Annotated in this window: 13 protein-coding genes; 6 read left to right on the top strand and 7 right to left on the bottom strand. The window is 67.9% G+C overall.

Annotation, left to right across the window (positions count from 1 at the left end; translation table 11 throughout):
* The first annotated feature begins 10 nt into the window (after nt 1–10).
* Nucleotides 11–457 carry a hypothetical protein gene (locus F0U60_RS30580; RefSeq protein WP_395804981.1) on the top strand — a complete coding sequence of 149 codons (447 nt, stop codon included), beginning with the start codon at nt 11–13 and terminating at the stop codon, nt 455–457.
* A 102-nt stretch (nt 458–559) separates the two neighbouring features.
* Nucleotides 560–838: a hypothetical protein gene (locus F0U60_RS30585; RefSeq protein ID WP_395804983.1), complete on the top strand. Its 279-nt coding sequence runs from the start codon at nt 560–562 to the stop codon at nt 836–838.
* A gap of 51 nt (nt 839–889) precedes the next feature.
* On the opposite strand, the gene mtgA is transcribed toward F0U60_RS30585, so the two are convergent.
* Nucleotides 890–1,813 (bottom strand): monofunctional biosynthetic peptidoglycan transglycosylase, encoded by a 924-nt coding sequence (mtgA, locus tag F0U60_RS30590; protein WP_395804985.1) that lies wholly within the window; start codon nt 1,811–1,813, stop codon nt 890–892.
* A 152-nt stretch (nt 1,814–1,965) separates the two neighbouring features.
* Between mtgA and F0U60_RS30595 the strand changes: the two genes are divergently transcribed.
* From F0U60_RS30595 to msrA, 4 genes are all read left to right on the top strand, one after another.
* Nucleotides 1,966–2,358, top strand: coding sequence for a hypothetical protein (locus F0U60_RS30595; RefSeq protein WP_395804987.1), 393 nt, complete (start codon nt 1,966–1,968; stop codon nt 2,356–2,358).
* Nucleotides 2,359–2,454: 96 nt separating this feature from the next.
* Nucleotides 2,455–4,002 (top strand): GspE/PulE family protein, encoded by a 1,548-nt coding sequence (locus F0U60_RS30600; protein ID WP_395804989.1) that lies wholly within the window; start codon nt 2,455–2,457, stop codon nt 4,000–4,002.
* A gap of 208 nt (nt 4,003–4,210) precedes the next feature.
* On the top strand, nt 4,211–4,447 hold the full coding sequence (locus tag F0U60_RS30605; protein WP_395804991.1) for a chaperonin: 237 nt from the start codon (nt 4,211–4,213) through the stop codon (nt 4,445–4,447).
* 106 nt (nt 4,448–4,553) lie between these two features.
* Nucleotides 4,554–5,213 carry a peptide-methionine (S)-S-oxide reductase MsrA gene (gene msrA / locus F0U60_RS30610; RefSeq protein WP_395804993.1) on the top strand — a complete coding sequence of 220 codons (660 nt, stop codon included), beginning with the start codon at nt 4,554–4,556 and terminating at the stop codon, nt 5,211–5,213.
* A gap of 21 nt (nt 5,214–5,234) precedes the next feature.
* On the opposite strand, the gene F0U60_RS30615 is transcribed toward msrA, so the two are convergent.
* From F0U60_RS30615 to F0U60_RS30640, 6 genes are read right to left on the bottom strand one after another with little or no spacing between them, the layout of a single operon-like run.
* Nucleotides 5,235–6,464 (bottom strand): ABC transporter permease, encoded by a 1,230-nt coding sequence (locus tag F0U60_RS30615; RefSeq protein ID WP_395825526.1) that lies wholly within the window; start codon nt 6,462–6,464, stop codon nt 5,235–5,237.
* Between the two features lie 31 nt (nt 6,465–6,495).
* Nucleotides 6,496–7,728 (bottom strand): ABC transporter permease, encoded by a 1,233-nt coding sequence (locus F0U60_RS30620; protein ID WP_395804995.1) that lies wholly within the window; start codon nt 7,726–7,728, stop codon nt 6,496–6,498.
* Complete coding sequence (locus F0U60_RS30625; protein ID WP_395804997.1) at nt 7,725–8,483, bottom strand: ABC transporter ATP-binding protein; 759 nt, start codon at nt 8,481–8,483, stop codon at nt 7,725–7,727. Before F0U60_RS30625 ends, F0U60_RS30620 begins: the two co-directional genes overlap by 4 nt.
* A complete protein-coding gene (locus F0U60_RS30630; protein ID WP_395804999.1) occupies nt 8,480–9,748 on the bottom strand; it encodes an efflux RND transporter periplasmic adaptor subunit in 1,269 nt (422 codons plus the stop codon). The genes F0U60_RS30625 and F0U60_RS30630 overlap by 4 nt, the downstream gene beginning before the upstream one ends.
* On the bottom strand, nt 9,745–11,073 hold the full coding sequence (locus tag F0U60_RS30635; protein WP_395805001.1) for a TolC family protein: 1,329 nt from the start codon (nt 11,071–11,073) through the stop codon (nt 9,745–9,747). Before F0U60_RS30635 ends, F0U60_RS30630 begins: the two co-directional genes overlap by 4 nt.
* A complete protein-coding gene (locus F0U60_RS30640; protein WP_395805003.1) occupies nt 11,070–11,810 on the bottom strand; it encodes a YIP1 family protein in 741 nt (246 codons plus the stop codon). The genes F0U60_RS30635 and F0U60_RS30640 overlap by 4 nt, the downstream gene beginning before the upstream one ends.
* Nucleotides 11,811–11,960 lie beyond the last annotated feature (150 nt).

Below are 11,960 nucleotides of genomic sequence, written 5' to 3' on the forward strand. Positions count from 1 at the left end.
CGAGGCAGACATGGTCACTGATCCCTACCGCGATCATTGCAAACGCCAGCATCGCATCCTGGCCCACCATCTCTGCCTGGAGGCGTGGCGCGCGGGCGACGATGGCATCCTCTTGGAGCGCCATCACCTCGAGGAGTTCTTGAAGATCGAGCGCTTCAAGAGCTCTCGGGTCCAGTGGCTCCTGGAGGACCTCGAGCCCTGGTTCAAATACATCTACCCCGTCTACTCCGAGAGCGCCCTGGAATCCCTCCAGGCGCTGTACCTGTCTCGGGTTCCCATCGACGAGAAGTTCATCATCAAGAACGATGACGTCTCCGTCGAGGACCTCGTCGGCTGGATGCGGAACAACGGCGTCCGCATCAACCTGCTCTATTCGATCAGCACGCTCGTCCCGCTCACGGAAGAGCAGATCGTCCCCCGGCTCGCGTTGCTCGCCACGGGTCTGGCGGAGCCGTAGTCCTCCTCCGCACACGGGCTGTGCTTCTCGTGGAACTCCCGGTGAGGGATCGGGTATCTACGCCGCGCCCAAGGGAGCGCATCCCGGGCACGGAGGAACGAGATGAAGAACGTGTTTTCTGGAGTGCTCGTGGCGGCCCTGGCCCTGGTGGGTCTGACGGGCTGCTCCAGTGACTGCAGCATCTACTGCGATCGGTACTACGAGTGCATCGACGCGGACATCAACGTGGACCGGTGCGTGGAGCGGTGCGTAGACGCCTCCGACGCAAGCAGGGAGCACCAGGATCGGGTCGCCGAGTGCTCGGAGTGCGTCAATACACGCGTGTGCTCGGAGACGTACGAGGACTGCGTGGACGAGTGCTTCGGCGTCGAGGGGCCCTAAGGGCGACGACCCTCACCCCCAGCCCTCTCCCAGAGGGAGAGGGAGCAGGACTCAAACGGGAGACGGGCTGTCCGCCGCCGGTTCTTCGTACTCGGGCTCTTCCGCCGGCTTCCCGCTGAGGATCCGATCAATCTCCGCGTGAGCGGCCTGGGCCTGTCCGGCATCGAGCCGCCTCACCGCTTGCATCTGATCGATGATCCAATGCGCCCGCTTCTTCAGCGCCTTCGAGCCCGAGGTCAGTGAGCGCTTGCGCGGAGCGGGCAGCATCGACGCGAGGAGCGCTCCCTGCGCCGCCGTCAACTGAGAGGCCGGGACGCCGAAGTGCTCCCGAGCCCCCGCCTCGATGCCGTACACGCCGTTCCCCCACTCCACCACGTTCAGGTAGATCGTGAGGATCCGGTTCTTCGGCAGGGACTCCTCCAGCCGGTGCGCCAGGATCAGCTCCTTGCCCTTGCGCAGCAGGCTGCGGTCCGTCGACAGCCACAGGTTCTTCGCGAGCTGCTGGGTGATCGTCGAGGCGCCCCGCCCCAGCTTCCCCTGGCGGATGGCGTCTTCCAGCGCGTTCTCCAGCTCCTTCGTGTCCACGCCCTCGTGCAGGTAGAAGCTCGCGTCCTCCGAGAGCAGCACCGCGTCGATCGCGTGCTTCGACACGCTCGACAGCCCCACCCAGGACTGCCGGCGCCGAGGCTTGTGGCCCTCCTCTCGGGCTTCCTCCGCCCGCTGCTCGATGAGCGCCGTCGTCTTCGGATTCTGCTTCAGGAGGGGCGCCGCGTCCGGAAGGCTCGCGTACTCGTAGGACGCGAACACCACGAGCCCCAGGAACGCCACCAGCAGCAACCGGCCCAGAAGTCCACCGCTCGCACGCGAGGGGGCCTTCTTCCCCTTCGCCTTCCCCACCTGGCTCGCCTTGCCCGTGGTCGCCTGCTTCGACTTCCCGGTGGTGCTCTGCTTCAGCTTCATCGTCCGACTGGCCATGTAGGCATCACATCTACATCGAAGTTCCGCAGGAGGAAATTTCATCTCCTCGCCAAGCAGCCCGAGCCGCCATAAGAGGCCCTGCCTCCCTGCTTCTCAGCTAGCGAAATGTCGTTCCACACCCGATTTCATCCCCACTCAAGGAGGGGTTCATGTCCATCCGGCTGATTTCTTGTGGCGCACTCATCGTCGGTGCAGCGCTCCTCGGGACGGGGTGCCGCAGCTCGGCCAAGGCGCAGGGGTCGCCCGCCAGCCAAGAGGAGCAGGTCAAGGAGGGCGGGTCCTTCTGCGGTGGCATCGCCGGCGTCCCCTGCCCCGAGGGCTTCGCCTGTGTGGACGACCCGTCGGATGACTGCGATCCCAACAACAGCGGCGCCGACTGCGGAGGCATCTGCCAGCAGGAGAAGAAGCCCAACTGCGACGATCCGAACCGGACCTACGTCTCGAAGGATCCCGACAAGTGCGCGGCCATCCGCTTCGTCTGCGAGACCGGCAAGGAGCCGTTCTTCGATGACTGCGGCTGCGGCTGCCAGCCCGTTCCGTAGCGCTCGCTCCCGCCTCGGTGCTCCGGAGGAACGAGCCCCCGGAGCACAGCTCCCCTCCCCTATGGGTGCCTCGCGCGAGCGTGTTATGCCCGAGCCATGGCCCAGGGTTCCGATTCCTTTACCGAGCTCTCTCAGTACACCCTCGATCGCCACTCCATCCGACGGCTCCCGGAGCCGTTCTGCCGCCGCAACGTGGTGGTGGTGCTGGGCCGGGTCGACGCGAAGACGCCTGATGCGCCCGTCACCATCGGCATGTTGGATCCCGATGACCAATCCCTGCGACTGGAGCTCGCCGACTACCTGCAGCGCCCCATCCACGCGGTGAAGCTGAACCGCTATGAGATTGAGAAGGCCCTGGAGGCAGGCTTCGGCGTCGGAGCCCAGACGAAGGCGGACCTGGTCATCCGCAAGCGCCCCGCCTCCAACCGCCAGCCCACTCCTGTCGAGCTCGTGGACGACATCCTCGCAGGCGCCATCGAGCGCAGGGCCTCGGACATCCACATCGAGAGCTATCTCGAGGACGTGGACCTGCGCTACCGCATCGACGGCATCCTCCACCAGTCCCACACAGACATGGATCCCGAGTCCGTGCAGGAGGTGGTCAGCCGCATCAAGGTCCTCGCCGGAATGGACATCACCGAGCGGCGCCGGCCCCAGGACGGCCGCATCCGCGCAGTCATCGCTCGGAGCGAAGAGCAGAAGGTCATCGACTACCGGGTGAGCGTGGCCCCGAGCCCCGGCGGCGAGGACGTCGTCATCCGCGTGCTCGACTCAAGCGTGGGGCTCGTCCCCGTGAGCAAGCTGGGAATGAACCCGACGATGGAGCGGCTGTTCCTCCAGCTCCTGTCCAACCCCGAGGGCCTCATCCTCGTCACGGGCCCCACTGGCAGCGGCAAGACGACGACCCTCTACGGGGCGCTCGCGCAGCTCAACGACGGGCGCAAGAAGATCATCACCGCGGAGGACCCCATCGAGTACTACGTCCCCAAGGTGAATCAGAAGGAGGTCTCCCCGCAGATGTCGCACGCGGTGCTGCTGCGCGCCCTGCTGCGACAGGATCCGAACGTGATGCTCGTGGGGGAGATCCGCGACCTGGAGACGGGCAGCATGGCGCTCAACGCCGCGGCCACCGGCCACGTCGTGCTCGGGACGCTCCACACCGCCGACGCCGTGGGTGCCGTGGGCCGGCTCCGAGGCCTGGAGCTGGAGAGCTCCGACATCGCGGACTCGCTGCTCGCGGTGCTGGCCCAGCGGCTCGTGCGCCGCATCTGCGCGAAGTGCACGACGCCCACCTCGCCCACACAGGAGCAGCGGGAGCTGCTCGGTCCGCTGCTGGACGGCATCCCGCTCCAGGTGGGCCAGGGCTGCGAGGAGTGCCGTCACACCGGCTACCGCGGGCGCGTGGGCATCTACGAGTTGCTGGTGGTGGACTCGGAGATGCAGGACCTCATCGCCAGCGGCGCCCATGGCGTCCAGCTGCGCCGTCACGCGCGCGCGCACGGCTTCCGCACGCTCGTCGAGGATGCGCTGGACAAGATCGCCGCCGGCCACACCACGCTGACGGAGCTGCTGCGCGTGGTGCCCTACCGGCAGCTCCTCAGCACCCGCGAGGATCGCCAGCGGGACCTGGCCCACGCGGGCTGAGCGATGTCCTTTTGTTCCAGTGGGAGAACCACCCCTCGGAAAAAATGACAGTCCGAGGCACGGGGCCTTTTGCTTGCCCGGTTGTAGGACACTCGTGTTTTCAAGGACTTATGCATTGGCCCACGGGTTGCTTAAGGAATAGGGCGTGGCGGGCGGCGGCGTGGGGCGTTGGCAACTGGATGAACAACCCGGACTCGAGGGGCGGACCATGGCGAAGACCCAGCGCGGTGGACAGGTGATGAAGCGGATGGCGCGGCAGGTAAAGGGCACGGCGGGGCGGGCGGTGGCGACGGCGGCCAGGCCCGTGCGCAAGGTGCAGGTGACGCTGGGTGATTTGATCGCCGCGGCCATGGATGTGGCCGGCGAGACGAAGGCCGCCGCGAAGCTGGTGTCCTCGCGCGCGATGGAAGAAGTGACGGGTCGCCACATCGTGTTCGTGGGTTGAGCATCGGTTTCGACCTCCCCAAGGGAGCGGTCGCCAACCTGCTCCCTTCCCTCACGGACCCCTCACATTTCCGGCGCAAGCCCGTACGCCGCGTTAATTTCGCGGCATGTGGCGGATCCTCAATCCCAACAAGCTGAAGCTACCGACGCCGGAGGAGGCCCTGCCGGGCCGTTCCACCCGGATGGCGGTTCCCAAGAAGCACTACGTCAACGGCGCGCCGTTGGAGCCGCCCTTCCCAGAGGGCCTGGAGCAGATCGACCTCGGTCTGGGCTGCTTCTGGGGCGCGGAGCGCAAGTTCTGGCAGACGCCCGGCGTGTACTCCACCGCCGTGGGCTATCAGGGTGGCCTGACGCCCAACCCCACCTATGAAGAGGTGTGCTCCGGCCGCACCGGCCACACCGAGGTGGTGCGCGTGGTGTACGACCCGAAGCAGGTCTCCCTTGAGACGCTCCTCAAGGTCTTCTGGGAGAGCCACGATCCCACCCAGGGCATGCGCCAGGGCAACGACGTGGGCACCCAGTACCGCTCGGCCATCTACTGGCACACGGACGCGCAGCGGAAGGCGGCCGAGGCCTCGCGCGACGCCTACCAGAAGGTGCTCGCGAACGCGGGCTACGACGCCATCACCACGGAGCTGCGCCCGGCGCCCGAGTTCTATTACGCCGAGGACTACCACCAGCAGTACCTGGCGAAGAACCCGAACGGGTACTGCGGCCTCGGGGGCACAGGGGTGAGCTGCCCCGTGGGTGTGGCCGCCGCGACGTAGCGGCGACCGGGGCCCTGCGCCCTACTCCGAGCGCATGGCCTCCACCGGATCCAGCCTCGCGGCACGCGCCGCGGGGTAGATGCCGAACACGAGCCCCACGCCCGAGCTCATCCCCAGCGAGAGCGCCACGGCCCAACCAGGCACCACGGTGTTGAAGCCCAGCATCCACCGCGCGAGGAAGGCCAGCCCATAGCCGAGCCCCACGCCGATGGCTCCCCCCATCAGCGACATCATCACCGCCTCGGTGGCGAACTGGCCGAGGATGCGCCCCTTGCGCGCCCCCAGCGCCTTGCGGACACCAATCTCCTTGGTCCGCTCCGTCACCGACACCAGCATGATGTTGAGGATGCCGATGCCGCCCACCACCAGCGACAGCAGGCACACGCCGAAGCTGGCGATGGTGATCACCTGGGACAGGCTGTTGAAGGTCTCGGTCATCGACTCGTTGGTGCGCACCTCGAAGTCGTTGGGATCCAGCGGAGCCACCTCGCGCCGGCGGCGCAGCAGGTTCGTCACCTCTTCCTGCGCCTTGGTGAGCAGCTCCGGCGACTGAGCCTGCACCGCCAGGCCCACCGAGTTCACCGTGCCATAGAGCGTCTCATAGGCGCGCAGCGGCACGAGGACCACGTTGTCCATGCTCATCATGCCCAGGAAGCTGCCGCGCCGCTGAAGCACCCCCACGACGGTGAAGGGGCGTCCCTTGATGCGGATCTCCTGGCCAAGCGGCTCCATGCCCGGAAAGAGCGTCTCCACCACATCCAACCCCAGCACCGCGACCTGACGCCCGTCCACGGCCTCCACCTGGCCGAAGAAGCGCCCCGCGGCGATGGAGATGCCGCTGGTGTCGATGTACTCGGCCGTCGCGCCCGTGACGCGCACCGAGGGACGCGTCTCGATGCTCGAGGTGGAGATCTTCTGGGCGCCCTCGGTGTCCGACGCGGACACCACGCCCACCGAGGGACAGAACTCCTGGATGGCGCGCACGTCCTCCAGCGTCAGATCCTTGCGCTTGGCGTACATCCGCCAGTTCACCCGGCCGAAGCCCGAGGGCCACTTGCTCACCTGGAAGCTGTTGGCGCCCAGCTGCGACAGGTCGTTGTTCACCTTGAGGCGCAGGCCCTCGATGAGGGCCATCATGGTGATGACCGTCGTCACGCCGATGACGATGCCCAGCAGCGTGAGCAGCGAACGCAGCGGGTTGCCCAGGAACGTCCCCAGGGCCAGCCGCAGGTTGTCGCCCATCGCCAACAGGTTGGCCTCGATGCGTCGGTACATGTCGTGCTCACTCGTAGCGGAGGGCTTCCACGGGATCCAGGTTCGCGGCCCGCGCCGCCGGCCAGATGCCGAACAGCAGCCCCACCAACGCGGCGAAGCCCACGCCGCCCACGATGGTGAGCCACTGCACGTCCGCCGCCAGCGGGGAGATGAGGGACACCAGCTTGGCTGTCCCCAGCCCCACCACCGTGCCCAGCAGGCCGCCCACCCCGGACACGGCGGAGGCCTCCATGAGGAACTGCACCACGATGGTGCGCTTGCGAGCCCCGAGCGCGCGCCGGATGCCGATCTCCCGCGTCCGCTCGCGCACGGACACGAGCATGATGTTCATGATGCCGATGCCGCCCACCAGCATGGTGATGAGGCCCACGCCCAGAGCCACACCGTAGAGCGCACCGGTGAGCTGCTCGTACGTCTGCGCCAGCTGCTCCGGACGGTTGATGGAGAAGTCGTCCGGGGCCCCCGGGGGCGTACTCCGCACGCGCCGCAGGATGCCAATGAGCTGATCCTCCGCCTTGCGCACGTCCTCCACGCGCTCCACGGCGATGGCAATGCTGAAGGGACGGCTCTTGCCGAAGGTGGAGTAGAACGTCCTGAAGGGCATCAGCACGATCAGGTCCTGGTCTTGATCCAGGAGCTTGCCCTTGCGCGACAGCGTCCCCACGACCTGGAAGGGCCGACCATCGATGCGAACGGAGCGGCCCACGGGATCGAGCCCGGGAAAGAGCCCCTCCGCCACCGAGGCCCCGATGACAACCACGGGCCGAGTGGTGGCGTCATCCGCCTCCGTGAGAGGACGGCCGGACACCACCTGGAAGGAGCCGACGGAGAAGTACTCCTGCCTCACCCCGCCAATGTCCACCATGGAGAGCTGCTCGCCCCCGAAGGCCACGTCTCCAGTGCGGTTCACGTAGGGCGAGATGGCGGAGATGTACGTCGACTGCGCGCGGATCTGCTCCACCTGCGACAGGGTGAAGTTCTTCCGGTTGCGGTACATCCACCAGTCCCCCTTGATCATCCAGGGGAACTTGGAGACGTAGAGGGTGTTGGAGCCGATGGAGGCCAGCTGCTTGTCGAAAGAGGCGTTGAGCCCCTGGATGATGCCGATGATGGCCAGCAGCGTGGCCACGCCGATGCCAATGCCCACCGTGGTGAGCACCGTGCGCATCCGGTTGGCCCCCAGCGAGAAGAGCGCGATGCGCGCCCCCTCGAGCACATCCACGCGCACCGCCTTGCTCATGCGCCCCCCGCGGCCTGTGCCTGGGGCACGTCGCCCAGGGCCACCTGACGTCCAGGACCGTCCGCGACAATCTGCCCGTCACTGAGCCGGATGGCCCGTGGGCAGCGCGCCGCCAGCTTCGGCTCGTGCGTGACGAGCACCAGCGTATTGCCCGCGCGGTGCAGCTCCTCGAACAGCCGGACGATCTCCTCGCCCGTGGCCGAGTCCAGGTTTCCCGTGGGCTCGTCCGCGAGCAGCATGGAGGGCTCAGCCACCAGCGCCCGGGCGATGGCCACGCGCTGACGCTGACCACCGGACAGCTCGTTGGGCCTGTGGTGCATGCGGTGCTCCAGGTGCACCTTCGCCAGTGCGGCCTTGGCCCGCTCGCGCCGCTCCTTGGCTCGAATGCCCCGGTAGACCAGCGGCAGCTCCACATTGGCCAGCGCCGTCTCGCGCGGCAGCAGCTGGAACGTCTGGAAGATGAAGCCGATCTCCTCGTTGCGCACCACGGCGAGCTCGTCGTCCGTCATGCGCGACACGTCCTTGTGGTTGAGCAGGTAGCGGCCGCTGCTGGGCGTATCCAGGCACCCCAGCACGTTCATCAGCGTGCTCTTGCCCGAGCCGGACTGGCCGATGATGGCCACCCACTCGCCGCGGCTGATACCAAAGGAGACGCCGCGCAGCGCGCGTACCTCCTCGCCGCCCACGTGGAAGACACGGGTGACGTCCTGCACATCGATGAGCCGGGAGGGCCCGGCGCCGTTGGACTCGCTCACGACTTCTGCCCACCCCGGCCGCCACCCGGACCACCCTGCTGCGGCTCGCGCACCGTGTCGCCGGGCTTCAGCTCCTTGGACAGCGTGCGGTAGGGGCCCTCCACCACCCGCTCGTCCGGCTCGAGCCCCTCGAGGATCTCCAGGTCCGTATCGGAGGCAATGCCCGTGCGCACCCGGCGCAGCTGCGCCTTGTTGTCCTTGTCCACCACGAAGACCACCTTGGCCAGCGTCTCCGCGCGGCGAGCCGCCGTGAGGCCCCCGCCCTCCACCGGTGGCTTGTAGTCCGGCAGGCTCCGCTCCGGACGCACCGTCACCGACTGGATGGGGACGAGCACCGTGTCGTCATGCGTCTCCGCGGAGATGCGCACCTCGGCGCTCATGCCCGGCAGCACCCGCGCCGGCCGCGTGTTCAGCGCCACCGTCACCGGGAAGGAGGTGACCTCCGCCTCCGTGCCCGGGTTCTTGATGAGCGCCTTCTGGGCGATCTCCACCACCGAGCCCTGGTAGGACTCGCCCTCCAGCGCGTCCACGGAGATCTCCGCGGGCTGGCCAGGCTTGAGGTGCACCACCTCGTGCTCACCCACCTCGAACTTCACCTCCATGAGGTTGAGCGCGGCGATGGTCATCACCACGTCCTCGGAGAGGTCCGAGCCACGCACCCGCTCACCCACCTCGCGCGACAGCTCGATGACGTTGCCGTCGATGGGCGAGAGCAGCGTCGTCTTGGCGAGGTTGTTCTGCGCCTCCTCGTAAACGGCGGAGGCCTGGGCCAGGCGCTGCTGGGCCGCGACCAACCGCCCCATCGCCGAGTCCCGCGCCGCTCGCGCCTGATCCACCTCGGCCGCCGAGGCCAGCCCCTTCTTGCCCAGCTCCTCCACACGGGCGAACTCGGCCGCCGTGCGATCGGCTTCCACCTGGGTCACCTGTGCGTCCGAGCGCGCGGCGTTCTGCGCCGCCAGCATCTGCTTCACCGTCGCCTCGTAGCGCTTGCGATCGACGCGGCCCAGCACCTGCCCCTTCGAGACCCGCTCCCCCTCCTTCACCAGCAGCTCCGTCAGGTCGCCGGAGAGGCTGGAGGAGATCTTCACCGTGGTGGCTGCCTGCACCTTGCCGGCACCGGTGATGGTGCGGGTGATGCTGCCCTTGCGGGCCTTCGTCACCTGCGCCTCGACGGTGGGCGGGGGGCGATCCTTCAACCCTCCGACGGTGATGGCCGCGGCTCCGAGGAACAACCCCCCTGCGATGACTGCCTTCCACCACTTCATTTCGCTTCTCCCGGTGCCAGCGTTCCCATGGCCCGCATCAGCGCGAAGCGGGCGATCTCCACATCAATCCTGTTCTCCAGCAGCGTCAGCTCGGACTGCGTGAGCTTGAGTTGCGCGTCGCGCACCTCCAGCGTCGAGCTGACTCCCGCGTTGAAGCGCTCCTCCGCGAGCGTCAGCGCATCGGCGGCCGCCTTGCGGTTGGCCTCGGCCAGCTCCGTGGCGGCCAGCTGCGTCATCAGCGCCTCGTGCGCCTGACGCACCGCGCCCTCCAGCTCGCGCTCTGACTGTTGCAGGTTCAGCTCGGAGATTCGGCTCTGGTACTGCGCCCGACGCGTCTGCGCCTGGGTGGTGAAGCCGTTGAAGAGATCCCACGACAGCGTGATACCGCCGGACACCGAGTTCTGCCGGTCCGGCCGCGTGAAGAAGATCTCCGGATCCGGACCCGCATGCTGGAAGTTGCCCGAGAGGGAGAGGCGCGGCAGGTACCCTGCCCTGGCGATGCTCTCCTGCAACTCCGCCGCGCGCAGCTGCTGGCGCAGCACCCGCAGCAGCGGCCGGCGGGACCTTGCCTCCTGCAGTGCCATGTCCAAAGACGGCGCCGGTGCAGGCGGCTGGTTCAACACGCCCGGATCCACCGCCACCGCGGCCTCCGCGCCCGGCATGGCCAGCCACGTGACCAGCCGCACCTGGTCCGTCGCCAGCTGCGACTGGCGCGTCACCACGGCGATGCGGTCATTGCCCAGGTTCACCTGCGCGGACAGCTCCTCGGCCTTCCCTACCCGTCCCGCCTGAAAGAGCGCCTGGGCGCGCTCGAGCTGCTGCTCGCTGCGCCGCACGTTCGCCTCCAGCACCTGGATGGTGGCCTGGGTGCGGAAGAGCGCGAAGAAGCGCTGGATGCCCTCCAACTCGGAGGTGTCCCGCTGCTCGAGTGCCTGGCCCCGTGTCGCCTCCAGCTGCGCCCCGCTCTGCTCCAGCCGTGCCCAGACGGCCCGGTCATAGATGAGCTGCGAGACGGAGACGCCCAGACTGATGCCGGGGATCGTCGCCTCCGGGGTGTCGATGGGCAACTGCTCGAAGCCGCCACCTGGCACGGGCACGATGCTGTAGGAGCGCTGAGGGCCCACATAGTTGACGGAGGCGCCCGCCCTGAACCCGACCTGGGGCAGCAGCGACGAGCGGGCCACGCGCACATCCTGCTCGGCGCTGGAGGCCTGCAACACGGCGGTCAGCGCCTGGGTGTTCTCCCGGCTCCGGACGCGTGCATCCTCCAGGGTGATGGGCGTGGGGTTGGCGGCGAGCACCGCGGCGAGCACGAGCGCGTTCATCGTCCACCTCCCGGAGGACCGCGCGGAGGACCCCCAGGCCCTCCGGCCGCCATCGCGGGCAGGCCGATGAAGAACACCCCAACGAACAGCACATAGAGGACGACACAGAGCAGCACCGCCCGGCCCTTGCTCATCCCCGTGGCCGAGGAGAAGCCCAGCCCCATCAGCCCCACGCTCCACAGGTTGAAGAAGTCCACCCCCTTGAGCACTCGCTGCAGCTTGGGGGACAGCCCGTCCAGCATGGCCAGGCTCGAGGGCACCAGGTGCTCCACGCGCGCCTCGGTGAGGGAGTGCTGTGCCAGCGCACAGACGGCGAAGATGGCGTGGTAGAGCGCGATGGGCAGCATCGCCAGCGCCGCCGCCGACATGAACCGGCCGAAGGGCGCGGTCCTGTCGAACAGCCACGCGCACACCCACAGCGCCGCCGCCAGCACCAGCGTCAACAGCGGCATCACGAAGACGCCCTTGGCGATCCCCGCCACCAGCGCCTTGCGCGAGGCGGTCTGGATCTCCTCGGTGACCTCACTCTCCGTCATCCGATCGAGCTTGCCGGTCATCTGCAGCTGCTGCACCACCGCGGGGCCAGCTTCCCAGCGGAGGGAAAAGGCGGTCCCGGAAGCGGACACGCACACGACGAGGATCAGGAGGGGCCAGAACCAGCGCCGGGCCTCGATAGCCGCGCCTGTCGCGTCGAGCGGGTCGACGAGCACGCGGGTGGGTTGGACGAGTGAGCTCATATGGGAGGTGTCGGGCAATCGGGATGTACGCCCAGGAGCGCTCCCTATTGCAAGCCGGGCGACACTAGACGCCCAACAGGCTGGCAAGCGGCCCATTCCCCGTTCTCTCGCTCGAAAAAGGTAGGAGGTGTAGCGCCCTGTAGCGGAAAT

Source organism: Archangium minus, assembly GCF_044360475.1.
In the GTDB taxonomy this organism is placed as follows: domain Bacteria; phylum Myxococcota; class Myxococcia; order Myxococcales; family Myxococcaceae; genus Archangium; species Archangium minus.